Here is a 25438-nt window from a genome sequence, read left to right as displayed (position 1 = left end):
ACCATGACCGCCTTCGATCAATTATCCAGCCGTGGCCACACCCAACCTGCCGAGTCAGCGCTGTGGCAGCCGCGCCGTCGTTGGCAGCGCCTGCTTGATGTAGCCGCGCCCCTGCTTCGCCGTCCGGGCTTCGTGCTGGCCGCAGTGCTCATCGCCTTTACCCTGTTGGCAGGGCTGATGCCGTGGTTGTTCAGCGGCCTCGATCCCTACGCCACTGCGCCCGCCGCCAAGCTGTTGGCGCCTGGCGCTGCTCATTGGTTCGGTACCGATGAGCTGGGCAGGGATCTCTACACCCGCTTGCTGTATGGCTCGCGGCTGTCGGTGGAGGCCGCGCTACTGGCGGTCGGCCTGGCGCTGATCAGCGGCCTGGGCCTGGGTATCGTGTCGGGCTTTATCGGCGGCCGGGTGGATGCGGTGATCATGCGTTTTATCGACGTCATGCTGGCCCTGCCCGGCCTGCTGCTGGCGCTGGCGATCGTCACGGCCATAGGTTTCGGTACGCTGCCGGTGGCGATTGCGGTCGGCGTCGGCATCATCCCCGGCTTCGCCCGCACCACCCGCGCTGAAGTGTTGCGGGTCAAGACCTTGCCCTATGTCGAGGCCGCGCGCCTGGGCGGGGCCAGCTGGGGGCGCACGCTGCTGCGTCATGTGCTGCCCAACGCCTGGGGCCCGGTGGCGGTGCTCGCCACTCTGGACTTCGGCGCGGCCATCCTCGCGACCGCCGGCTTGAGCTTCCTCGGCTTTGGCGCCGAACCACCGGCAGCCGAATGGGGCACTCTGATCGCCAACGGCCGGCAGTTCCTGATCACCGCGCCCTGGGTGTCGTTGTTGCCCGGATTGTATGTGGTGCTGGTGGTGTTCAGCCTCAACCACATAGCCCGTACTTTCGAGGAGCTGGAACGATGAGCACCTCGACAACACACCCTTTGATCGAAGTCGACAACCTCAGTGTCAGCTACCACAGCGGCGGGCGCGTGACTGCCGCGGTGCGCAACCTGTCCTTCAACTTGGTGGCCGGCGAAACCCTGGCCATCGTCGGCGAGTCCGGTTCGGGCAAGACCACCCTGGCCAGTGCGCTGATGGGCCTGCTGCCGGCAAGCGCGCGCGTCGATGGCGGCAGCTTGCGCGTCGCCGGGCACGATATCAGCCATGCCAACGACAAGCTCAAGCGCCAGTTGCGCGGCCGGGTAATCGGGCTGGTGCCCCAGGACCCGATGGTCAGCCTCAACCCGACCCTGAGCATCGGCCGGCAGATTGGCGAGAGCCTGATCCAGGCCCACGGCCGCCGTTATCCGGCGCTGGACGCCGACGTGCTGCAACTGCTTGAACAGGTGGGCCTGGACAACCCTGAGCTGCGCGCGCGCCAGTATCCGCACGAATTGTCGGGGGGCATGCGCCAGCGGGTGTTGATCGCTATCGCGCTGGCCGGCAACCCGCAAGTGATCATCGCCGACGAGCCCACCAGTGCGCTGGACGTGACCGTGCAGCGGCGCATCCTCGATCACCTCGAGCAACTGGTACAGGCCCGCGGTATCTCGTTGTTGATCATTACCCATGACCTGGGCGTGGCGGCCGATCGGGCCGACCGCGTGTTGGTGATGAAGAGCGGTGAATTGGTCGAGCAGGGGCCGGCCCGCCAGGTGCTCTCCAACCCGCGCCAACCCTATACCCGTGAACTGCTGGCCGCCGCACCGGCGTTCGGCAACCGGCCACGCCCAGTGCCGGTCGGCAACACCAGTCGCCAGCCGCTGTTGAGCCTGGAGAACATCAGCAAGCACTACCGGTTGCCCGCCCGTAAAGGCCAGGCGCAAAGCTTTAATGCGCTGCAAGGCCTCAGCCTGGAAGTGTTCCCCGGACAAACCCTGGCCATCGTCGGCGAGTCTGGCTCGGGCAAAAGCACCAGTCTGCGTATCGCCCTGGGCCTCGAGGCGCCCAGCGCGGGCCGGGTGCGCTTCGATGGCCAGGACGTCACCGACTTGAGCTGGAAGCAGTTCCGGCCCGTCCGCCAGCGCATGCAGCTGGTGCAGCAGAACCCCTTCGCCGCCCTGGATCCGCGTTTCACGATTTTCCAGAGCGTGGTCGAGCCACTGCAGTCCTTCGGACTGGTCAAAGGCGAGGCGTTGTACCAGGCGGCACGCAAATTGATGGATCAGGTGCAGTTACCGGCCAGCTACCTGGATCGCTTGCCTCGCGAGCTGTCCGGCGGTCAACGCCAGCGCGTCGCCATCGCTCGTGCCCTGGCGCTGCAGCCCGAGCTGCTATTGCTCGACGAGCCGGTTTCGGCATTGGACGTCTCGGTGCAAGCGCAAATCCTCGACCTGTTGCGCAGCCTGCAAGCCGACCTGGGCATCGCCTACGTGCTGGTGTCCCACGACCTGGCCGTGGTCGCCAGCCTCGCTCACCAGGTAGTGGTGTTGCGCCAGGGCCAGGTGGTCGAGCGCGGCGCTGCCAGTGAGGTGCTCGACACCCCGCAACACCCCTATACCCGCGAACTGCTGGACGCGATCCCTGGGCGCCGCCCACCGCAGGCCGCCACCCCACTTAAACAAGGAGTCCCCGCATGAGCACACGACAACTGCACCTGGGCGCGATGATTCACGGCGTCGGTCACGGCTGGGGCGAATGGCGCCATCCCGATGCGCTGGCCGATGCCAGCACCAATTTCGCGTTCTACAAGCAGGAGGCACAAACCGCAGAGGCCGCCTTCTTCGACTTCGCCTTTATCGCCGACAGCCTGCACATTCACGCCAAGTCCAGCCCGCATTACCTCAATCGGTTCGAGCCGCTGACCATTCTTTCGGCGCTGGCGGCGGTGACGGAACACATCGGCCTGGTGGCGACCATTACCGTCAGCTACACCGAGCCCTTCCAGGTGGCCCGGCAGCTCTCGTCGCTTGACCACATCAGCGGCGGTCGCGCCGGCTGGAACGTGGTGACCTCGTGGCTTTCCGGCACCGCCGACAACTTCGGCAAGGCCGAGCATCCGCCCCACGCGCAGCGCTATCGCATCGCCCGCGAGCACGTGCAGGTGGTCAAGGGCCTATGGGATTCGTGGGAAGACGACGCCTTTGTGCGCAACAAGGCCAGCGGCGAGTTCTTCAGCCCTGACAAGCTGCACACCCTCAATCACCAGGGCGAGTTCTTCAAGGTCAAGGGCCCACTGAACATTGCGCGTTCGCGTCAGGGCCAGCCGCTGATCTTCCAGGCTGGGGTGTCTGAAGACGGGCGTAACTTCGCCGCGCAGAATGCCGATGCCATTTTCGCCAGCCCTGAGACCTTCGAAGAGGCCCATGCCTACTACAAGGACCTCAAGGCGCGCGCTCAAGGCTTCGGTCGCGATCCGCAGCAGCTGTTCCTGCTGCCTGGCATCCGCCCCATCGTCGGCCGCGATGCCGCCGACGCCGAAGCCCGCTACCAACAGGCCGTGGCGCTGGTCAGCATCGAGGACGCGATTGTTGCCCTCGGCCGTCCCTTCAACGATTACGACTTCAGCCCCCACGACCTGGACGCGCCTTTCCCTGACCTCGGCGAGCTGGGCAGTAACAGCCACAAAGGCACCAGCGATGCGATCAAGCGCCTGGCGCAGGAAGAAAGCCTCACACTGCGCCAGGTCGCGCTGCGTTTCTCGCAACCGAACCGTGATTTCACCGGCACCGCCGAGCAGGTCGCCGATGCCATCCAGCACTGGTTCGAAAATGGCGCTGCCGATGGCTTCATCATCCGCTCGCTGTTGCCGGATGGGCTGGCGCGGTTCACCGAGCTGGTCGTGCCGGTGCTGCAGGAACGTGGTTTGTGGCGCAAGGAATACTCAGGCCAAACCCTGCGGGACAACTTCGGCCTGGCGGTGCCGGTCAATCGGCATACGCAGCATCGGGTGTCCTGACTGACACTTGCCGCCTGTACCTCCAGGGGGGTGATACGTCCATTGACCCGCATGGCTCATCCGGGCTTACCGCTCCCAATGCGCCTGATACAGGCGCAATTCGTTATCACCCACCTTGCGATCCTCAAGCAATTGCCATTGGGCCGGAATCGCATAGAAGTCGTCCGGTGGCTGCGCACTGCCTACCAGCCAGATACGATGGTCCTGGCGGGGCAGCTGGGTCAGCTCATCGACATAGATATGCGGTCCCTGCGCATCCACCAAGGTGCCGAAGCCATAGGCATTGGGCCGGCCGGCACCGCCTTCGGACTTGGGCAACGTCAGCAGTTGGGGCACCACCGGTGTGGTGTTGTAGTAGACATAGGTGAAGTACCAGAACAGGTCGCTGATCACCACGGTATCGCCGGGCTGGTAATGCCGGTTGACGTAATCGACCAATTGATCGAACTGCGGCTCGTCGATCCGATAGATCTCGTTGAGCCCTACCCTGTCCACGGCCAGCGTGGTGACCAGTACTGCCATCGCCAGCAGCCTGGATTTACGCCACAGCTGCGCGATGGCCAGCGCTACCAGCATCGGCAGCCCAATGGCCGCGAACATCAGATAACGCTCGACCAGCAGCGGCGAAATCAATGACAACAGAAACACCGCGACCATGGGCGCAAAGGTGTAGAGCACCAGGAAACGCGCAGAGCGCTGGGGGCTGCGGTCGGTACGGACCACCACGCCTGCAAGGGCGATAACCGTCAACGGCAGCAGGAAATACACTGCTCTGGGCATGGACTGGCCGTCGCTCAGGGTCCAGAACTCCCACATCGATGTGGCCAGCGACCACAACGTGACCGGAGCAATCCAGCCCACATCACCGCCGGCTTCCAACTGGGGCAGATGGGTCAGTTGATCGTACAGCTTGGGCACCCACGGCATGAACAGCAGCGCAATGGCGATATTGGCCAGCCACCAGGGGGCGCGCCTTAGTGGTCTATACGTCGCTGGGCGCTGGCCCTCGTGCCGCAGGCTGAGCGCGCCTACGTGCAGCCAGTGCACCAGCGCGCAGAAGATCGTGAAGTAGTGGGTATAGAGACTCGCTGTCATCAACAGCACGTAAAGGGCGAGCCACCCCTTGCGCTCGGGGTTGCGCAGCCAGTGCATCAGCGCCAGGGTGGCACTGAGCAACAGCAAGGTGAGCCACGAGTACATGCGTACTTCCTGGCTGTAGCGCACGGCAAACGGGAACAACGCCAGTAGCAGGCCGGCCAGCAGTGCGGCTTTAGGCGACGCCACCTGACGCACCAGCAGCGCCCCGACCAGGACGGTGGCTATACCGGGAATCGCACTGAGCAGGCGGATCGAGAACAGTCCCTCGCCGAACATCGCCATCCACAGGTGCAACAGCACGTAATAGAACGGCGGGTGAACATCGTGGGCAGCGTGGAACCACAGGTCCGGCAGCGGGTAGCGGCTGGTGATGATGCTGGAAGCCTCGTCGCACCAGATGGCCACCGCCGTCAAACCGTGCAAGCGCACTATCGTGGCCAAGATCAGTACGGCGCCCAAGGCGAGAATGAAAGCCAGGCGCGAACGCCGCGTCCGGTCAACGGTCGGCGACGGAGGTAGAGATTTCATTGCAGTCAATTCAGCTTCCCGGTCGACCCGTCCAGAGGGCATCGATGTCGCCAAGATTCCAGTCCTTGGCCGATTCGATGCGGATGATCTTGTCTTCCTCACCAAAGCGCGACAGGTCGACCACCTTGCGCTCCAGCGGCATTTTCGTGCGCGCGGACAATAGCATCATTACCTTGGGTTTGAGCAGGGATTTGTCGTCCTGATCGACGACCACCCCGATCCGCTGGCTTTGCAGGCGGACCAGCGCGCCGATCGGATAAATGCCCACTGTGCGGACGAACGCCTGGAAGACGTGTTCATCGAAATGCCCCCCCCAACTGGCCATCTCGCGGATCGAGTGCGCTGGGCCCCAGGCTTTCTTGTAAGGCCGCTCAGAGGTGATGGCGTCATACACATCGCAGATCGCCGCCATCCGCGACATGACGCTGATCTGCTCCCCTTGCAGCCCGAACGGATAACCGCTGCCATCAAACTTTTCGTGGTGATGCAGGCACACGTCGTACGCCGAGGCATGCTGCACCCCGCCTTGCTGCAGAATCCTGACGCCGCCCTCGGGGTGCAGGCGCATGGCGGCGAACTCGGGATCAGTCAGACGGCCGGGCTTGTTGAGGATGTCTGAGCCAATGGTCATCTTGCCGATGTCGTGCATCAGGCCGGCAATGCCGGCTTCACGCACCCAGTCCTGGGGCAGGTCCATCTGGCGCGCCAGGGCCATCATAAAGGCGCAGACCGCCACCGAATGCATGTAGGTGTATTCGTCACTGCTCTTGAGCCGCGACAGGCTGATCAGCGCATGGGGATTGCGAATCACCGAGTTGGCGATCTCTTCGACCAGCGCCTCGGATTCTTCGGTATTGATGGCGTGTCCCATGCGCGCATCGTTGAACATGCTGGCGACGGCTGCCTTGGCGCGATTGCACAGGATGAATGCCTTGGACATCTCCATGTCCATGGACACGCGCTTGAGCGGCGCGGGGCCGGTCTCCACGAGGGGCGCAGGTGCTTCGATGGACGATTGCACAGTGACATCGCGGCCTTTGTCGGTGTCGATCATCACCGCCTCGATTGCCGATTGCCTGATGCGCGCGATGTCCTGGGGGTCGCTCAACAGAAAGCGTTCCTTCCAGAACGGGTGGTCAATCCAGTTACCGCACAATGCATGGATGTACATGCCGACAATCAAGTCTGATGTCGCAATTTTCTTGATCATTCAACCGCCCCGCCACGCTACTCGCGCACGATTCCATCTTGCCACTATTCCCGCCAACCTCGATAACAAAATTAGGTGTATCTACGCTTAAAAGCCCGGTTTGTGCGACCGGTGGCCGGGCTGTGACCGAAATATGGACCGGTCCTGATATTTCGGTCACTCCCCGATCGGCTCAAGGCAGTGAAGTACTCACCACCCGCAGTGCTAAGCCTTCATATGGGTCCAGGGTAATGGTGAATTCGCCCTGCTCGGTCAGATCGCCTTCAACCCGTTCATTAATGATATCGACCACCGGCCCCGGTGCTACACCCGGCAATTGCAACGTCTCGACCAAAGGCTCGGCCGAAAAATTGAGTGCGGTGATCTGGGTGCCCTTGCCCGCCGGGAGTTCATGCACCATCACCAGCAGCCCAGGATGCTGAACGTCGGGGATCAGGATCTGCTTGCTCGCGGCGATATCGTAGGCGCGGCGCACCGCGAGGATCTTCTTCAACTGCGAAGCGAACGAGTCGGGACGCTGCAACTGCTCGGGCAAGCTGCCATACAGGGCGCGGGCCTTGGGCATCTGCCCGGTCGAGATCTCGGCGCTCGGATCGAGGTCGACCAGGTCGTAGGCGCCCCGGTGGATCCAGCGCGTGTCACCATCGGCCATCAAGTGCGCAACCTGCTCGGCGGGCAGTGGCAACGCCCCCACCAGGTCCCAGCCAGACAGCGCGAACACCCCGGGCTGCATGGCGTTGTACATGGCCAGCAGCAAGTGGATGTGCTGGATGCGCGCGATATCCTCGGCGGTCAGGCTATCGAGCTCACGAATACCCAGCGCTGCGGTGATGATGCTGGCGGTGGTGCACGACACGCCGTTAGTGACGAACTTGAGGTTGTAGGGCGCGTGTTCACCGGCCAGGCGTTCGTACATTTCCTCGCGAATGTGCTCGCGCAGAATATTGCCGGGGAAGGTCTGGCCTTGGTACAGGTAGGTGTCGTGGGCGTGCAGTGTCCAGAAGTGCACCAGCTCGAGGGTCAATTCGTCGTGATTCTGCAGGGCATGGATCAACGAGGCCGGGTCGATGCCAAACTGGTGTGTCTGGCGCAGCATCAGGCGCAGGAACTCGGTGTTACCGGTGAGCAGCGCGTGTTGATAGGCCGGACGCGTGATGAAGTCGTAGGACAGATCAGCACCACCATGGGACATGCTGGCGATGTCGTCGATGGTCAGGTTCAGCTCCTGGAAGCTGAAACCGCCGGCCTTGCGAATGGCACCGCCAAGCAGCTGGTTGCCGACCACCGACAACGGGTGGCTCTCGGACCAGGCGTTACCTTCGGGGCGGCGTTCGACGCCCAGAAAACCGTTGGCGTCCAGGCGCAGAATCCGCGCGCCGACCACGTCGATCGCATGCAGGGCGTCGCCGATGATCATCTGCTGGGCGGCGAAGCTGGGGTCGAGCCAGTTGAGCGACGGCTGGCCTTCCTTGAAATAGTGCAGGTACACCCAGCGCCGCGGTTTACCGTCGACGCCAACCACCACTGGCGTGGTACTCCAGTCGGTTTCCTTGACTCCGGGCTCGAAGAAGATCACCCGTTGCAATTGGCCGACGATGTAGTGCTTGTCGCGCAATTGGTCGACCACGTCGGGCGTCAGGTTGCAGGCATCGCGCCCGGCCCCCACGTCGGGCAGCAGTGGCCAGTCTTCTTCCTTGATTTCGACCATGTGATACAGGCCGGGATACTGCCCGTAGGCCATTTCCGCCAGGCGAAAGTCCGCGCCCTTGCCGGTGTGCGAGGGGATCGTGTCTTCGATGACCACGGCGTTGTGGGCGGCGGCGATACGGCTGAGTGCGCTGAGTTCGGCCTCGGTGCCCAGGCTCGGGTCGATGTCGAAGCTGATGCGGTCGAAGTTGCCGTCGATCGTTGGCGTGTAGTTCGTACCTTGCAAGCCGCCGGAGCGTTTCAGCGGGCCGTTGTGGATGCCCTGGATGCCGATCTCCGAGAGCGCGTGCCACAGCGCCTCATCGCCCAGCGCCTGGAGCACCGAGCCGCCTTCGCGGGTGATGATCGAGGCAGGATAGGCGGTGAACCAGACCGAGGCGATAGCCGAGGCGTCGCGCGGTCGGGCCTGGGCGAAGGGCCGTTGCCACAGTCGGGCCTGGCCTGAGTACAAGGTGGCGCGCTGTTGCGCGGCATGCAGCATCGACTGGTCGACCAGCCATTGCACGTGTTCCGGTGTCGGTTTGCTCATGGGGCAAGTTCGTCCATCTGGGTGGCTGCTGTCCCCCTTTATGATTGCCGTGGACGCTAACAGTTGCATCGCGCCTGCGGATTGCGCCGGTTACTTCGGCCTGTCAGGCGCAAGCGATGGGCGCGGGCCACCAGTTGGGCAGCAACGCCTGCACCTTGGCCTCGGCGAAACGATCGTCGATCAGCACGACCACGCCTTGGTCGTGCACGCCGCGGATCACCCGCCCGGCGGCCTGCACGACCTTTTGCAAGCCGGGGTACAGATAGGTGTAGTCGTAACCCGCGCCAAAGCGCAGTTGCAGGCGCTGCTTGAGTTGTTCGTTGACCGGGTTGACTTGCGCCAGCCCCAAGGTCGCCACAAAGGCGCCGATCAGGCGACTGCCAGGCAGATCGATACCCTCGCCAAAGGCCCCGCCCAGTACGGCAAAGCCGATGCCCTGGCCGCCAGCCTGGAAGCGCTCGATAAAAGCCCCGCGCCGCGCCTCGTCCATTTGCCGTTCCTGCAACCACAGCGCCAGCTGTGGATAGCGTTCGGCGACCAGTGCCGCGACCTGTTGCAGATAGTCGAAGCTGCTGAAAAACGCCAGGTAGTTGCCGGGCCGCTGGGCGAACTGCCGGGCGATCAGCTCGGCAATCGGTACCAGGGAGGCCTGGCGATGGCTGTAGCGCGTGGAGATATGCGCCGCCAGCTGGACCTCCAACTGCTCGGCGGCAAACGGCGATTGCACGTCGAGCCAGGCATAGTCGGCCGGCATGCCCAGCAGATCGGCGAAGTAGTGCCGCGGGCTCAGCGTGGCCGAGAACAGCACGCAACTGCGTGTTGCCGCCAGCCGCGGGCCTAGCAGGCGCGCGGGTACCGCGTTGCGCAGGCACAGGCGCGAATGGCTGCTCTGCCTGGGGCCCTGCTGCAGGCTGATATCGAAGACATAGCCATCGTCGAACAACTCGGCCACCTTGGTGAACTGCAGCGCCGTGAAGTAAAAGTCCATCAGTTCGGGGGCCAGGCCTTCGGGCTGTTCGTTGAGCAGGTCGCCGATCTTGGCGACGCAACGCTGCAACGCCAGTAACAGCAGGGTCGGCGGCGTGTCATAGGCCTGATACACCGCGATCTGGGCCTTGTGCAGCGCGTTCCACTCGCGATTAACCCGCTGCAGCACAGTCTTCAGCACCGCCGGGGCCTGCTTGCGCAGTGTCTGCAGGGTGCGCTGGTCGAGGCTGGCGCTGTACATCTGACGCCCGCGCTCGACCAGGTTATGGGCTTCGTCCACCAGCACCGCCAGGCGCCATTGATGTTCCTGGGCCAGGCCGAACAACAAGGCGCTCTGGTCGAAGTAATAGTTGTAATCGCCCACTACCACGTCGACCCAGCGCGCCATTTCCTGGGACAGGTAATAAGGGCACACGTCATGGCTCAGGGCGATGTCGCGCAGGTGGGCGCGGTCGAGCAGCGGCGCCTTGGCAGCCTCGGCTCTGGCCGCCGGCAGTCGGTCATAAAAGCCCTTGGCCAAGGGGCAGGCATCGCCATGACAGGCCTTGTCGGGGTGTTCGCACGCCTTGTCGCGGGCCACCAGTTCGAGCACTCGCAAGGGCAAGTCCGGTTGTGCGCTGTGCACTTGACGCAGGGCATCGAGCGCCAGCTGCCGGCCTGGGGTCTTGGCGGTAAGGAAAAAAATCTTGTCCAGTTGCTGCGGGACCATGGCCTTGAGCATCGGGAACAGCGTGCCCAGGGTCTTGCCGATGCCCGTGGTGGCTTGCGCCATCAGGCAGCGCCCGGTGCTGACCGCCTTGTAGACGGTTTCGGCCAACTGCCGCTGGCCGCTGCGAAAGCTGCCATGGGGGAACGCCAGCGCTTGCAGGCCGGTATTGCGCAGTGCCGTGCGCAGCATCTCCTGCCGTGCCCAGCCGAGGAACTGCCGGCACAAGCGCTCGAAATACTCGCGCAGATCCTCCGCCTGCCAGGTCTGTTCGAAGCGGGTCTGGCGATCGCTGTCGACATCCAGATAAACCAGCGCCAACTCGATCTGCGCCAGCTGGCGCTGTTCGCATAGCATCCATCCGTAAAGGCGCGCCTGGGCCCAGTGCAATTGCCGGTGGTTGTCGGGCTGGCGGCTCAGGTCGCCGCGGTGAGTCTTGATCTCTTCCAGGCAATGGGTGCTGGCGTCATAACCGTCAGCGCGCCCACGCACCTGCAGGTCTTCGAAATCGAGGCTGAGGCTGACTTCCCGTTCATAACCGGCCGGGCGCCCGGCGGTTACCCGCAGATGCCCCTGGATGCCTTCCAGCGCCGTCGGCGAAGGGGTGAAGCGCAAGTCAAGGTCACCGACCTTGGCGGTGAATTCGCACAGCGCGCGAACCGAAATACGGTAGCTCACGCATCGGCCTGCTGCGCCATGGCTGCGATCGCGGAGTCGATCATTGTGTCATCGGCGGTGGATTGCCAAGTCACATAGCAGACCTCCACGGGCATACGATGCTCGGCGCAGAAGGCCAGCCAGCGCACCTGGTTGTCCTGCAGCCGATCACCCGGCCCCTTGACCTCGATCATCCGGTAGCTGCCGCGCTCGGGCCAGAACTGGATGAGGTCAGGCATGCCGGCGCAGTTGGCCTTGAGGTCTTCGAGCATGCGCCGGAAACAGTGCGACAGGTGCGCAGCGGGCAGGCACTTGAGGGCCAGATCGAGCAAGGCTTCGTCCAGCATGCTCCAGTATACGAAGGGCGACTGCAGGCCGAATTTATCACGGTAGCGCTGGCGGATCGTCGCCGGGTAGCGGCCATCCTCCAGCTCCATGAGGCAGGCCTCGAACAGCGCCGCCCGGCGCGCGTGGAAGTCGGCCTGGTGCAAATCAGTGGGCCCGCTCTGGAATGGGTGAAAGAACGCTCCGGGCAATGGCGCGAAGATCGCAGGCCAACACAGCAATCCGAACAATGACGTGAACAGGGTGTTCTCGACATAGAACACCGGGCCGCCCTCCTCTTGCAGATGCGCCTGGACCCAGGCCTCGACGCTGCGCGCTGGCCCATCACGCAGCAGGCACAGGTCGAGACGTTGCGGCGGTGCGGCCTTGCGCTTGGGTTGCGCAGGTAACCCCAGGCCTCGGCGCAGGCGTGGCAGCATGCGTTGCAATTGCTGACGCTCGGCAGCGTTGTGCGCAGCCTGCAATGCATTTTGCGGCGATTGCAGGGCGCTTTGCGCCAATTCCACAGCTTGCTCCAAGCGGCCCATGCGTTCGAGTACGCGTACCTGCCGCGCGCGGCTTTCGGCGAAAGTGCTGGCCTGATAGATCACCAGCGCCTGATCCAGCAGCCCTTCGCGCTCATACAGATACCCCATCTGGAACAGCAGTTTGTCGCGTCGACTGCGCAGCCACGGGTTGTCGAGCTCGAGGCTCAGCACCCCAGCTACCAAGGGCTCGCGCTCAAGCCCTGCTTCCAACGCCTGGCGGGTCTCGTGCAAGACCATGTACTGGTCGATATGGGTCGCGTGATGCAGGCTGCGTGATTCCGCGTTCAGGGGCACTTGTTCGTAACGGTAGATCCCCAGGTCGGCCAGCACGAACTCCGACCAGTCCTGATAAAGATTGCCGAAAAACAGCAAGCGCATGCGCTCGCACAGCCCGCGGATCTGCAGCGCGTAGACTGCGTCGTCCAGCTCCGGCCACCAATGGGCGAAGGGCTGCTCATCGAGGTAGTGCTCGCACAGCTGTTCGAGCCATTGCGCCTTGCGTGCTCCCGAGAGCAGGCCGTGGTGACGAAAGCGCTGATAGAGTTCGGCCTTGCCCAGCAGATCGAACAACTGCCCCAGGCTGATGGGGTGCTGATCGTCGACCCAGCCGCGCTGCAGTAACGGGGCCACGGCAAGTTCGGTAGGACCGATTTCGGCATAGACCAGTTTGCTCGCGCGATACAAGGGGCCTTTGCGCATGATCATCCGCACCAGCAGCGCCTGGGCGGCCTTGTCGAGCAAGGCGAAGCCATCGACGAACGCCAGTTCTTCGTTGCAGAGCACATCGCTGTAGCGCTCGCGCAACCAGGCCAGTACCTGGCGAAAATTGCTCAGGTAGTAGAATGGGTCTTCGAGGGAGTTGGCAGGAATGGTCACGAGACGAGATATTTCAACGGAAAAAACATGGCCTGTTTATACATACAGTCCCTGCCGATGACAATGTCTGGCGACCAATGGATCGCCTCGATCAGCGACGGCCAGACTGCAACGCCTTGCGCAACTCGGCGATCACCCGCCCCGGCAGCCCCCGTCCGTTGACCGGACAGGCGATGCGCAGGCATTGAGAATGATGGCCCTGGCTGCTGAACACCGGCCCTGGAGCGATGAGGATGTGTCGTCTCAGCAGGTGGTCGTACACCTGTCGCACATCGATGGCGTGGCGGCTACTCACCCACACCCCGCTGCCACCCGCAGGCATCGGCGCGCAGAGCAGATCGCCCAGGCTGTCATCGAGTTGCTGCACCAGCCGACCAACATTGAGTTTCAGGCCGTTGCGCAGGGAACGCAGCTGACCATCGATGGCCCTGCGCTGGTAAAGGCGCGCGATGGCCTTCTGGCGTACTGGAGGCAGATGGAAGTCACGTTGCAACAAGCGCTGACGCACCGATGCAGTCATCGGCGAGCGCGCCTCGGGTGGAACCAGCAGGTAGCCATAGCGCGCTTCGGTGCCGATGGTCCGTGCGAACGAGCCACACACGAGCAAACGCTCCGGAGCTACCCAATCTCGCAAGGGAGTCTCATTGGAAAAACACAACTCGCCATGATCATCGTCCTCAAGCACCCAAGTGCCGTGGTGATCGAGCAGTTTTGCCAACGCCTGTCGAGTGGTGTCAGGCATGAGTGCGCCTTGTGGGCCATTGAGCGTGGAACTGAGGATCACCAGCGCCACCGCACGCTCGCGCAAGTAGTGGGCGGCCCGCTCGAGATCCAGGTCGCCGCCCATATCCAGGGGCAACTCGCAGACATCCAGCCCCGCAGCGTCGAGTGCCATCAGTAACACGGGGGACGCCGGCGTCGTGATCATCACCGTGCGGCCGCTGATATCCAGCGCGGCCAGGGTGATATCGAGGGTGGCGCGCAGATCGGCCGCCAGATAGACATCATCGGCACACCAGCGGTGATGGGTAGCCTGGGTATAGCGCGCCGCCAGTTCGCGTCGCAGCGCCGGCTCGCCTAGTGGATGGCTGTCGGGGCTGCGGTGCTGGCGCCGGATCTCCCGCTCCCGTGTGGTCAGGGCCTGGCCAAAGGCGTCGCCAGGCCAGGGGGCGCTGCGGTGCAGTGCCCACATGCCCGGGGTACAGGCATGGTGGTAGAGGCTTTGCAGCAGGTCGGGTTCGGCGGTGGGCGTGGCCAGTGCAGCGAGCGGCGGGCCCGCTGGGGAGGCGACAGCATAATAGCCGGACTTGGCCACGGACATGATCCGCCCCTCGCTTTCGAGTAGCTGGTAGGCATGCTGCACGGTCGATACGGAGACGTCCAGGCGGCTGGCCAGGTCGCGCAATGACGGCAGGCGGATCTTGTGCTCGCCGGTGGCTTCGGCAATCAGGCTCGCCAGATAGGCGTACACGGTTTGATAGGCATAGCGGCGGGCCGCTGCCCTGGTCATGATTCACGCTCACGTCGGCCGGCCGGGCTCAGGGCGGGCAAACCGGTCACCGGATGCAGGCCCCGCACGCCACGGCTGTTGAGCGGCCAGTGCGGCGAATTCGCTAACAATCCCTGGTCGTCGTCGACGTGCACCCGCGCCATCCTGTACAGCTCCCGCAATCGTTTCAATGGCAACCCGCTGCTCTCGGTCAACCATTGTTGGACGGGCATGGGCACCGTCTCGCCAGCCAGTGCGCTATGCATATAGGGCAGCGCCCGCGGCATGCTGTGATGGCAATGGCGCAGATAGCGCGCAAGTCCGGCGCCCTGATCGACAAAAGGCGCGAACAGCATGCACACCAGCTGCTTTTCACCTAGGCCATAGCGTGTAGTGAGCAGCGCATTGGCCCGTTTGCGGTGGGCGGTGAGGGTTGCTTTGGTGGCATAACCGGCCAACGCTGCACGAAGCAATTCCTGGGGCAACTTGCGCTGACGCAACAAAGGGCTTGAAAGGTTCAGGTAGTGTTCGATGCCGTCGCGGTAGTCGAGCAGTGTCAGGGCTTCGGATCGCAGCCCTGCGATATGCGCCAGCAGCAATGGATGAGCAAGATCGGCCTGGCCGATCACCGCGCCCAGATCCGTCAGCCGAAAGCCGAGGAACTCGAGCAATGGCATGCAAGGTGTGTCGAGAATCTCGTCCATAAGATCGTCCAAGGCCAACGACTTGACGGTCCGTGGCGGACGAGCGCCCTGCCCGAGCCCCGCACGCAACGCGCAGAACGATTGGAGCAAAGGGTCATCGACTTCGCGCTGTTGAGCCAGCGATTGAGCACGGCGCGCGACTTGGCGGGACCAGAGTTGATACTGATGGCGTTGGCGCGGTGACTCGAGCCGCACCAGCGCATTCACCGCGCCGCCCCAGTGCAGGCCGCGCTGCAAGGCATTGGCGTAGCGCTGGTGATCGAGATGGCAGAAGGTCGCGCGGACATCGCCCCCGGTGATCTGCCCTGCCATCAACAAGTTCATGCGCCGGACGGCGGATAATGGCTCCATGCCAACTTCCGGCAGGTCGAAGGGCGATACCTGATGATCGTCGGCCAGCAGAGTCTCTACGCGTGGGTCGTCCTCGACGAACAAGGCAGCGTAGAGGCGCCGTACATTACCCGCGGTGGGTTCGGTCAGGGTTTCCTGGCGACAGGTCACGATTCGCAGGAGGAAGGTCTGCCCACAGCGTACCGTCAGGCTTAACTGCGCAGCGCGCAGAAAGGCGACGGCCTGAGCACTCTCGCGACCGCCATTATGGGCGACCATGATCCGGTACTCACCCAACCGGCCCGGGCCACCCGCCGCCAGAATGATGCGCGGTATAAGCTGCTCTAGCGCCAGGCGCTGGCGATGGGAATAGTGGCACTGCAGTTTTTGTAACACCTGCAGATAGACGTAGTTGATGGCTTGTTGATGCAGCTCGCTCAAGATCGATCCCTGTCAAAACCGTCGGGCAACGCTCCACACCGGCGGGAGGCAATTGGCAGGAAGTATTATCGGGGCATGGGAATGTATTGAAAGATACAGATCAGCGCGGAAAACCAGTGCAGATTACCGGAATTTTCCTACACCGCGATCAAGCAAACGTAAGCGGGGATGTACAGATGGAGCGAGGGGGCCTGCCCCCGATAACACGTGTCAGCACCATCACCTTGCTGACACAGTTGATCGACGGCAAGCCCCCTCGCTACAGGGCTTGGCTCAAGCGGGTTCCACTTCCAGGGCCACGCGGGCGCCGCACGGGCACTCGTCCATGTAGCGGTGGGCTTCCACGAACTGGCCGAAGGGATAGACGCGAATCTCCTGGGGCAGCAGGATGCGGTCGGCGGTCATCTGGTTGATGTCCGCCAACGCACGCTGCAAGGCCTCGTGATCCTGAACGATGCCCAGCTCCGGCTTGCCGGTGAAATTGCTGATGCAATGCACATAGAACTGAATGTTCTTCTGGAACGCCGCGCACGCCGGGAACGGCGTCTGATTGCCGCCTTGCAGGCCGTACAGGATCAGGCTGCCACGGGGCGCAAGCACATCGCCCATCAATGACATCTGCGGGCCACCCAGGCCGTCGAAGACCATATCGACACCACGGCCATCGGTGAACTTGCTGATCTGCATGACCAGGTCCTGTTCCTCGGTGACGATGACCTTTTCCGCCCCCAGCGCCAGCAGGTAGTCGCGCTGCTCCGCTGATTTGGTCGCCGCGACCACCCGTACACCGAGCGCCTTGCCCAGTTGCACGAAGGCCGGGCCGGCGCAATGACTGGCATCGGTAACCAGCGCGACCTGACCGGGCTTGGTGCGCGCCAGGTCGCGATAGGCGAAGTAAGCGATCAGCAGCGGCGTGTAATGCACACTGGCCTGAACCGGAGTGAGCAATTCGGGATAACGGGTCAGGGCGGTCACCGGCAGCACGATGACCTCACCGTAGACCGGATATTGATTGGGACTCTCGGCCGGGAAGCTGGCGACCTTGTCGCCGACCGCCAGCACTTCGACGCCCTCGCCTACTGCCACGACCACGCCGGCCATTTCATGACCCAGGCCAGCAGGCAGACGAGCGTGGGATGACGCCAGGTTCTGGCGCCACAGAATGTCGTACCAGCTGATGCCGATAGCTTCGACACGAACCTGCACTTCACCAGGCGCAGGCAAAGCGGCTGCGTGCTCTTCGCACTTGAGCACATCTGCCGGACCGAACTTGTGAAAACGGATCGTGCGGGACATCGCAAACCTCGTCAAAGTGACCTCTAATGCCATGAACTTTATCCGGGCTTTCCCGCTAAGGCTATGGCGGCCTATTAATAGTCAACATGCCTGTGATTGATCGGCGATTCAATCAACTGGCGACAATTTTCATTTTCTCGGTGCAGGTTACCAGTCTTTGCCCTTAAGATTCACCCCGCCCCCTCGTCGTCACTGAACAGAAGCACTGAAGATGAACCGTAACGACCTGCGTCGCGTCGATCTTAACCTGCTCATCGTCTTTGAAACCCTGATGCACGAACGCAGCGTGACCCGCGCCGCGGAAAAGCTGTTTCTCGGTCAACCGGCCATCAGCGCGGCGTTGTCGCGCCTGCGCAGCCTGTTCGATGATCCGCTGTTCGTGCGCACCGGGCGCAGCATGGAGCCGTCGGCACGCGCCACGGAAATCTTCGCGCTGCTGTCCCCCGCCCTGGACTCGATCTCCACGGCCGTGAGCCGCGCCTCCGAATTCGACCCGGCCACCAGCACTGCGGTCTTCCGCATCGGGCTGTCGGACGATGTCGAGTTCTCGCTGTTGCCCCAGTTGCTCAAGCGTCTGCGCGGCGAGGCACCGGGGATCGTCCTGGTGGTGCGCCGCACCAACTATATTCTGATGCCGGCCCTGCTGGCCTCCGGCGAGATATCCATCGGCGTCGCCTACACCAACGACCTGCCCGCCAACGCCAAGCGCAAAGTGCTGCGCCGGGCGCGGCCGATGTTGCTGCGCGCCGACAGCATGCCAGGGAGCATGAGCCTGGACGACTTCTGCAGCCGGCCCCACGCGCTGGTCTCCTATGCCGGCGACCTCAGCGGCTTTATCGATACAGCCTTGGAGAAGATCGACCGCAAGCGCCATGTGGTGCTGGCCGTGCCACAGTTCAACGGGCTGGGCACACTGCTGGCCGGCACCGACATCATCGCCATCGTCCCCGACTATACCGCCGATGCACTGACCGCCGCCGGTGGCCTGCGCGCGGAGGAGCTGCCGCTGGAGATTCAGAGCTTCGAGATGCACATGGCGTGGAGGGGGTCGCAGGACAATGATCCCGGTGAGCGGTGGTTGCGGTCTCGGTTGCAGATGTTTTTTGGTGACCCCGATAGCTTGTAACGGAGTTCCAATAAATTCCATAAAACTGTCTCATAACAGCTGCTTATTGGTAATCTCAGTCCACCGCCGCCTATCTACATCCAATGGATTCCACGCCTCCTGGGGGCAAAAAATGGGTGTCCGTTCATCAGAACATTACACAGGCACTCTATATACAGAACGGTTCTCGACCATTACGAATCAGTCAATGTCCGCGAGTAGATCCACTGGAAGGGCCAACCTGCCCCGGGTGGAATTATGTAGTGATAGCCAACGTCCAGAAACTGAACACTCATCCTGGCGTCCATGTCCAGTATCTGGACATGGACGCCAAGGCCTGAGCCGCTAACACCCGCTACAACCCCTGCCCGTCCGCGCCTGCGGCAAAATGGCACGCCCTCTGCTATGCCAAGACAGCGCCGCAACGCCAACTCGGCTTTGCGCATACGTCAAAACAAGAGGGACACCCACAATGAGCACCCCTGCCTCAACTGCCGAATTTCTTCCGAACGCCCTGTGGCACCAGCGCCTGTTCACCGGTTCCTGGCAACCCGGCAACGCTGCATCCAGCGCGGTGGTCGAACCGGCCACCGGCAATGCCCTGGGCGAAATCGCCAATGCCGACGCGGCGCAGATTGCCAGCAGCGCCCAGCAGGCCGCCGACGCTCAACGTGGCTGGTACCAGCTGCCTTACGACGAGCGCTCAGCGCTGTTTCGCAAGGCCGCGCAACTGGCTGAGAGCAATTTCGATAGCATCGTCGGCTGGCTGGTCCGCGAAAGCGGCTCGACCCAGGCCAAGGCTGCCTTTGAAACAAACATCACCATCAAGGCCCTGCACGAAAGCGCCGCTCTGCCGTCACGCAGCCAGGGCGAAGTGCTGCCCTCCAGCGCTGGCCGCCTGAGCCTGGCGCGGCGCCGGCCGCTGGGGGTGATCGGGGTGATCTCGCCCTTCAACTTTCCGCTGTACCTGGCCATGCGCGCGGTCGCCCCGGCCCTGGCCACCGGCAACGCTGTGGTACTCAAGCCGGACCCGCGCACCGCAGTGTGCGGCGGCCTGGTGATTGCCCGCCTGTTCGAGTTGGCCGGCTTGCCCAAGGGCGTGCTGCACGTACTCCCTGGCGGCGCTGACGCAGGCGCAGCACTGACCAGCGACCGCAACATCGCCATGATCCAGTTCACTGGCTCCACCGGCGCGGGGCGCAAGGTTGGCGAAGCCGCTGGAAAACACTTGAAGAAAGTGTCCCTGGAGCTGGGCGGCAAAAACTCACTGATCGTGCTGGACGACGCCGACCTAGACCTGGCGCTGGCCAACGCCACGTGGGGCGTGTACTTGCACCAGGGGCAGATCTGCATGTCCACCGGCCGCTTGCTGGTGCAACGCGGCATCTACGACCGGTTCCTGGAAAAACTGGTGGCCAAGGCCGACAGCCTCACGGTTGGCGATCCTGCCAGCAGCCAAGTACACCTGGGGCCGTTGATCAACGCCGCGCAGCGCGACCATGCCGCCAAGGTGGTCAAGGCCGCCGTCGATGCCGGCGCCAGCCTGGACGCCGGCGGCACCTATGAAGGCCTGTTCTTCAAGCCTACCGTGCTCAGCGGCGTGACCCGCGATAACCCGGCCTTCCATGAAGAAATCTTCGGCCCGGTGGCCGTGGTCATCCCCTTCGACACCGACGCCCAGGCCATCGAACTGGCCAACGATACCGACTACGGCCTCTCCGCCGCGGTGCTGTCGCAGAACGTCAGCCGCGCCCTGAAGCTCGGCGAGCAGCTGCGCGTGGGTCTGCTGCATATCAACGACCAGACCGTCAACGACGAGGTCATCAACCCGTTCGGCGGCGTCGGCGCCTCTGGCAACGGCACCAGCATCGGCGGCCCGGCCAACTGGGAAGAATTCACGCAATGGCAGTGGCTGACCGTCAAGGGTGACGCCCCGGCCTATCCGCTTTAAACCAGGAGAACAATAACAATGAACGCAACCGTCTACCGTCCCGTTACCGCCGCCGTCACCCGCGGCAAAGGCGCGCCCTTCGCCCTCGAAACCGCACAGATCCGCAACCCGCGCGGCGATGAAGTGTTGGTACGCATCGTTGCTACCGGCATGTGCCACACCGACATGATCGTGCGCGACCAGTACTACCCCGTGCCGCTGCCGGCGGTGCTCGGCCATGAGGGCTCGGGCATCGTCGAAGCCGTGGGCCCACTGGTGCAGGGCCTGCAGGTGGGCGACCACGTGGTGCTGACGTACGGCTACTGCGGCCACTGCCTGTCATGCGGCGGCGGCCATACCGCCTATTGCCAGGAGTTCTTCGGGCGCAACTTCAGTGGTGGCGACCCGCAGGGCGAAAGCGCCTTGCAAGACGACGCCGGGCAACGGCTCAACGATCACTTCTTCGCCCAGTCGTCTTTCGCGACCTTGGCCTTGAGCCGCGAGAACAATGCGGTCAAGGTCAGCCGCGAGGCGCCGTTGGAACTGCTCGGGCCGCTGGGCTGTGGCATCCAGACTGGCGCCGGTGCGGTGATCAACTCGCTGAAAGTCACCCCGGGCAGCAGCTTCGCCGCCTTCGGCGGTGGCGCCGTGGGCTTGAGCGCGGTACTCGCCGCGCGGGTGGCAGGGGCCACGACCATCATCGCCGTCGACGTGGTGCCCTCCCGCCTGGCCCTGGCCAGCGAGCTAGGCGCCACCCACGTGATCAACAGTCAGGACACTGACCCGGTGGCGGCCATCCGCGAAATCACCGGCGGGGGCGTCAACTTCGCCCTTGAGTCCACCGGCCGCCCGGCCGTGTTGCGCCAAGCCGTGGACGCCCTCGGTAGCCGTGGCGCTCTGGGTGTGGTCGGCGCACCCGCGCTGGGCACCACCGCCGAGTTCGACGTCAACGACCTGCTGCTAGGCGGCAAGACCATCCGCGGCATCGTCGAAGGTGACAGCGTGCCTCAGAAGTTCATCCCCGAGCTGGTCAACCTGTACCTGCAAGGCCGCTTCCCGTTCGACCGCCTGGTGAAGTTCTACAACTTCGACGAGATCAACCAGGCCGCCGCCGACAGCGAAAAGGGCGTGACCCTCAAACCCATCATCCGTATCGGCCAATAAGATCACGCCCGGGGCGCCTGCCGCCCCGGGCCCTGTGCCGACAACCACCGGCGCACACAACAATAATAAAGGACCTTCCATGCACATCAATTCCCGCTCACGCCTGGGCGCGCTGGCGCTCGCCCTCGGTTCGACCAAAGCCATGGCCGTCGACGTCAACGCGGGCGACTACACCGCCCTGCCCGCCGGCACCAACATCGCCGCCTGGTACCAGCAATACAGCCACTCAGACCGCTTCAACGCCGACGGCGGCGCCGACAGCACCCGGCAAACCAGCCTCAAATCCAACATCAGCATACTGCGGCTGATCCACTTCATGGACATCGGCGGCATCACCGTCGACCCGCAGATCCTGCTGCCCTTCGGTCACGTCTACGACGCGCGCATCGGCGGGCAATCGCTAGGCAGCGCCAGCGGCATGGCCGACCCGATCGTCGGCGCCACTTTCTGGCTGGTCAACCAGCCCAGCGCCGGGGTCAGCGGCCGCTACTTCGGCATCACCCCGCTGCTGTACCTGCCGTGGGGCAGCTACGACCGCCACGATGCCGTTAATCTGGGCGAAAACCGCTTCAAGGGCGACCTGCAACTAGGTTGGGTCGAACCGCTGTGGGGCCGTTTTTCCATGGAGCTGTACGGCGACGCCGTGGTCTACGGCCACAACGACGACGCCGGCAGCGGCCGCCAGACCCTCAAGCAGGACCCCACCTATCAGCTCCAGGGCAACCTGCGCTACGACTTCAACCCTACCCAGCGCGTGGCCTTGGGCTACAGCGCCAGCACCGGCGGCAAGCAGTACCTTGACGGCGACTACACCGGCCAGAAGACCGAAGTGCAGCAAGTGCGCCTGGAATTCCAGCAGATGGTCGGCCAGCGGGTGCAGCTGAGCGCGCAGCTGACCCACGACGTGCGCACCGTCGGCGGTTTCCAGGAAGATGCCGGCATCAATCTGCGCGCGCTGTTGGTGTTTTGAACTTGACGCTGCCGGGGGGAAGGTATATCTGAGAAAGGGTCGTGGCCGGTGCCTGTGCCGCCACGGGCCCTGTGCTTTACCCCCAATAATGATTAGAGGTATCTCCATGGATGCCCTTGCAATGGTGGACCAGCAACGGCTGAGCCACGCGCGCCATCGCTTTATCGAAGGCGCCTCCTTGCCCCTTGGGCTGTTGCCGGAACCCATCGCCCAATCCTGGGCTCGCTCGCGGGCCAGCGGCCTGCTGCCGTGGAATACCTGGCAGGCCGAGCGTGATGACCAACTGCAGATTCTCGACGCCGCCGACCTGCGCCTGGCCGATTGCGTGCGCCCGGAAATCGACCGTTTGTGGCAGCAGATCGGTGGTTCCTCATGGACGCTGTTCTGCGTAAACCCACAGGGCGTGATCGTCCATGCGCGGCAATCGCAGCAACTGGATGGGCCGCTGCTGCCGTTACAGATCGGTCGACGCATCCAGGAAGCCGACATCGGCACCACTGCCCCGGCCTGCACCTTGGCCGAGGGCGTGCCGATGGTGGTGATCGGCAACCAGCACTACCTCAGCGAGCTGGAGCATGTGTTCTGCGTGAGCGTGCCGGTGCGCGGCCTGGGCGGGGAAATCATTGGTGCGCTGGACATCACCGGCGTGGGTGAGCGCCAGGCGGGCGCTGTGCTGGAGCAACTCAGCCACGCCGCCATGGCCGCCGAGAACCGCCTGTTCGCCGGGCTGGGCGACTGTCGCATCCTCTCTCTGCAGCACGACCCGCGCCTGCTCGGCACGCCGCTGCAAGGGCTGCTGGCAATCGACCACGCCGGCCGCATCCGCAACGCCAACCGCGCGGCGCAGCGGCTGCTGGGCCTGGCACAGTATCAGCCGGATGGCCGCCACCTCGACCAGCTGTTCGAAGCCAGCACCGCCATCGATCTGCACCGCGCGCCCCAGCAATTGACCCTCAACGACGGCTCGCGGCTGTTCGCGCGGGTGCTGGAACAGCATCGCCCGGTGGTCAGCCGCAACACGCGCCTGAACCAGCCTGCGTCGCCGCTGGGCTCTGATACCGGGCTCAACCGCCAATTGCAGCAGGCTCACAAAGCCTTCGCCGCCGGCGTGCCGATTCTGTTGCAAGGCGAGACCGGCACCGGCAAGGAAGTGTTCGCCCGCGCCCTGCACGAGCACTGGAATCCACAAGCGCCGTTCGTGGCGATCAACTGTTCGGCGATTCCCGAAAGCCTGATCGAGGCCGAGCTGTTCGGCTATGCCGAAGGCACCTTCACCGGCGCGCGCAAGGGTGGCGCCAGCGGCCAGCTGGAAGCGGCCCATGGCGGTACCTTGCTGCTGGACGAGATCGGCGACATGCCGGCGGCCCTGCAGACGCGCCTGTTGCGGGTTTTGCAGGAACGGGAAATCACTCGGCTGGGTAGCAGCCAGCGCCGGCCATTGGATGTACGGGTGATCAGCGCGACGCACTGCGATCTGCCCCAGCGCATGGCCGCGCGGCAGTTTCGCGAAGACCTGTACTACCGTCTCAACGGGCTGAGCGTGTCGTTGCCGCCCCTGCGCGAGCGTGAAGACCTCGACATCCTGATTGAGCGCCTGCGGCTGCGCCACGCCGGCCCACCGCTGAACAGCCTCGCCCTGCAAGCGCTGCGCCGGCAGAACTGGCCCGGCAATGTGCGGCAGCTGGAACAGATCCTGCGCCTGGCGTCGGCACTGGCCCAGGACGAGGCCATGATTCGCCTCGAGCACTTGCCCATGGAACTCCAACAACTGCCCATGGCGGCGCCTGACGGCGACCTCGAGGCGACGCTGCGGCGCACCGTAGAAAACGCGCTTGTAGCCAATGGCGGCAACATCTCCGCCGCGGCCGCGCAATTGGGGATTTCCCGTACCACGCTTTACAAGAAGCTGGGGCGGTGACTCAGCTCAGCTGAAGTCGCCGCCCCCACCGCCCCACGGCGCTGTTTTGTGAAAACGACGAGATGGCCATCGGTGCGCTGATGCGAATCAAGCCAGCACGGCTGCGAGTGCCCACGGATGTATCAGTGGCAGGCTTCGACGAGTTCTCCATGGCCGCCTACTGCGATCCGCCGTTGACGACCCTAGAGCAACCGGCCGAAGACTTTGGCCGCCACGCCGTACACAGGCTGGTCGCCCTGATCGAAAACAAGCCGTTGGCCGAACGCCACGTACAGCTGTCATTCACGCTGAAGATTCGTGCAAGTGCCTGCGCGCCAGATGGCGCCGGTCGATAGCAGGGCAGCATGGCGTATGATTGGCGCTGCACTTTCTTTCAGCCACAGGACCTCCATGGCCACTCCCAATTCCGGGCTGCGCAGCCAACAAGCCGAAGAAACCCGCGCACGCATCCTCAAGGCCGCCACTAAGGTGTTCAGCCAGGACGGCTATTCGGGCGGACGCATCGAAAAGATCTCGCGGCTGGCCAAGTCCAACGACCGCATGATCTATTACTACTTCAAGAGCAAGGAGCAGTTGTTCATCCGTGTCCTGGAGGGCATCTACGCGGGCTTCAACGAAGCCGAGAGCCGCCAGCGCTTCGACCTCGCCCAGCCGGTCGCGGCCCTTGAGCAACTGGTGGGGTTCGTCTGGGACTACTACGGGCGCCACCCCGAATTCATCAGCATCCTGAACAGCGAAAACCTGCACAAAGGCAAGCACTCGCGCAAGTCGCCCCATCTGTTGGCGCTGTCGGGCGCGGCGCTGGATACCCTCGCGCCAATCATCCAGGCGGGGCAGGCGCAGGGACTGTTTCGCATGGATGTGGATGTGATCCACACCTACCTGATGATTTCCTCGCTGTGCTACTTCTATAACTCCAACCTGCATACCCTGGGCGCCTTCCTCGGCACCAACCTGGACAGCAAGGGCGCCCGCGAAAGCTGGCTGGACTACGCTCGCGACCAGGTACTGCGCGGGCTGGCGGCAGGCTGACAGGGT

The 25438-nt window shown here is 63.7% G+C and carries 17 protein-coding genes and 1 pseudogene; 10 read left to right on the top strand and 8 right to left on the bottom strand.

Going from position 1 to position 25438, the window contains the following annotated elements:
• Nucleotides 1–3 precede the first annotated feature (3 nt).
• From REH34_RS29820 to REH34_RS29810, 3 genes are read left to right on the top strand one after another with little or no spacing between them, the layout of a single operon-like run.
• Nucleotides 4–906 carry an ABC transporter permease gene (locus REH34_RS29820; RefSeq protein WP_311970253.1) on the top strand — a complete coding sequence of 301 codons (903 nt, stop codon included), beginning with the start codon at nucleotides 4–6 and terminating at the stop codon, nucleotides 904–906.
• A complete protein-coding gene (locus tag REH34_RS29815) occupies nucleotides 903–2564 on the top strand; it encodes an ABC transporter ATP-binding protein (protein ID WP_311970252.1) in 1662 nt (553 codons plus the stop codon). Before REH34_RS29820 ends, REH34_RS29815 begins: the two co-directional genes overlap by 4 nt.
• Nucleotides 2561–3883 carry an LLM class flavin-dependent oxidoreductase gene (locus REH34_RS29810; RefSeq protein ID WP_311970251.1) on the top strand — a complete coding sequence of 441 codons (1323 nt, stop codon included), beginning with the start codon at nucleotides 2561–2563 and terminating at the stop codon, nucleotides 3881–3883. Before REH34_RS29815 ends, REH34_RS29810 begins: the two co-directional genes overlap by 4 nt.
• A gap of 66 nt (nucleotides 3884–3949) precedes the next feature.
• Here REH34_RS29810 and REH34_RS29805 read toward each other — a convergent pair whose 3' ends face one another.
• From REH34_RS29805 to REH34_RS29770, 8 genes are all read right to left on the bottom strand, one after another.
• On the bottom strand, nucleotides 3950–5509 hold the full coding sequence (locus REH34_RS29805; protein WP_311970250.1) for a glycosyltransferase family 39 protein: 1560 nt from the start codon (nucleotides 5507–5509) through the stop codon (nucleotides 3950–3952).
• A gap of 10 nt (nucleotides 5510–5519) precedes the next feature.
• Complete coding sequence (locus REH34_RS29800; RefSeq protein ID WP_311970249.1) at nucleotides 5520–6719, bottom strand: HD-GYP domain-containing protein; 1200 nt, start codon at nucleotides 6717–6719, stop codon at nucleotides 5520–5522.
• Nucleotides 6720–6891: 172 nt separating this feature from the next.
• A complete protein-coding gene (gene treS, locus REH34_RS29795) occupies nucleotides 6892–8955 on the bottom strand; it encodes a maltose alpha-D-glucosyltransferase (RefSeq protein ID WP_311970248.1) in 2064 nt (687 codons plus the stop codon).
• A 103-nt stretch (nucleotides 8956–9058) separates the two neighbouring features.
• Nucleotides 9059–11326 carry an ATP-dependent DNA helicase gene (locus tag REH34_RS29790; RefSeq protein WP_311970247.1) on the bottom strand — a complete coding sequence of 756 codons (2268 nt, stop codon included), beginning with the start codon at nucleotides 11324–11326 and terminating at the stop codon, nucleotides 9059–9061.
• Nucleotides 11323–13047 (bottom strand): VRR-NUC domain-containing protein, encoded by a 1725-nt coding sequence (locus REH34_RS29785; RefSeq protein WP_311972191.1) that lies wholly within the window; start codon nucleotides 13045–13047, stop codon nucleotides 11323–11325. Before REH34_RS29785 ends, REH34_RS29790 begins: the two co-directional genes overlap by 4 nt.
• 97 nt (nucleotides 13048–13144) lie before the next feature.
• Complete coding sequence (locus REH34_RS29780) at nucleotides 13145–14563, bottom strand: PLP-dependent aminotransferase family protein (RefSeq protein ID WP_311970246.1); 1419 nt, start codon at nucleotides 14561–14563, stop codon at nucleotides 13145–13147.
• The gene (locus REH34_RS29775; protein ID WP_311970245.1) at nucleotides 14560–16017 is read right to left on the bottom strand and encodes a hypothetical protein; all 1458 of its coding nucleotides are present in this window, start codon (nucleotides 16015–16017) and stop codon (nucleotides 14560–14562) included. The genes REH34_RS29780 and REH34_RS29775 overlap by 4 nt, the downstream gene beginning before the upstream one ends.
• A 273-nt stretch (nucleotides 16018–16290) precedes the next feature.
• Nucleotides 16291–17313: a zinc-dependent alcohol dehydrogenase family protein gene (locus REH34_RS29770; RefSeq protein WP_226502657.1), complete on the bottom strand. Its 1023-nt coding sequence runs from the start codon at nucleotides 17311–17313 to the stop codon at nucleotides 16291–16293.
• 211 nt (nucleotides 17314–17524) lie between these two features.
• On the opposite strand from REH34_RS29770, the gene REH34_RS29765 reads away from it, so the two are divergent.
• The 7 genes and pseudogenes from REH34_RS29765 (at nucleotide 17525) to REH34_RS29735 (ending at nucleotide 25432) form a co-directional block, all read left to right on the top strand.
• Nucleotides 17525–18439 (top strand): LysR family transcriptional regulator, encoded by a 915-nt coding sequence (locus REH34_RS29765; RefSeq protein ID WP_311970244.1) that lies wholly within the window; start codon nucleotides 17525–17527, stop codon nucleotides 18437–18439.
• Nucleotides 18440–18890: 451 nt separating this feature from the next.
• Entirely contained in the window at nucleotides 18891–20369 is a 1479-nt protein-coding gene (locus REH34_RS29760; protein WP_311970243.1) for a benzaldehyde dehydrogenase, read from the top strand.
• An 18-nt stretch (nucleotides 20370–20387) separates the two neighbouring features.
• Nucleotides 20388–21512 carry an NAD(P)-dependent alcohol dehydrogenase gene (locus REH34_RS29755; RefSeq protein WP_311970242.1) on the top strand — a complete coding sequence of 375 codons (1125 nt, stop codon included), beginning with the start codon at nucleotides 20388–20390 and terminating at the stop codon, nucleotides 21510–21512.
• 79 nt (nucleotides 21513–21591) lie between these two features.
• Nucleotides 21592–22482 carry a transporter gene (locus tag REH34_RS29750; RefSeq protein WP_311970240.1) on the top strand — a complete coding sequence of 297 codons (891 nt, stop codon included), beginning with the start codon at nucleotides 21592–21594 and terminating at the stop codon, nucleotides 22480–22482.
• Between the two features lie 106 nt (nucleotides 22483–22588).
• On the top strand, nucleotides 22589–24400 hold the full coding sequence (locus tag REH34_RS29745; protein WP_311970238.1) for a sigma-54-dependent Fis family transcriptional regulator: 1812 nt from the start codon (nucleotides 22589–22591) through the stop codon (nucleotides 24398–24400).
• 23 nt (nucleotides 24401–24423) lie between these two features.
• Nucleotides 24424–24735 (top strand): annotated as a pseudogene (locus REH34_RS29740) (substrate-binding domain-containing protein); the annotation flags it as partial.
• Between the two features lie 55 nt (nucleotides 24736–24790).
• Nucleotides 24791–25432, top strand: coding sequence for a TetR family transcriptional regulator (locus REH34_RS29735; protein ID WP_311970237.1), 642 nt, complete (start codon nucleotides 24791–24793; stop codon nucleotides 25430–25432).
• The last annotated feature ends 6 nt before the right edge of the window (nucleotides 25433–25438 follow it).

The sequence above is a fragment of the Pseudomonas baltica genome (genome assembly GCF_031880315.1).
In the GTDB taxonomy this organism is placed as follows: Bacteria; Pseudomonadota; Gammaproteobacteria; order Pseudomonadales; family Pseudomonadaceae; genus Aquipseudomonas.
This window is presented reverse-complemented; position numbering and strand designations above follow the sequence as displayed.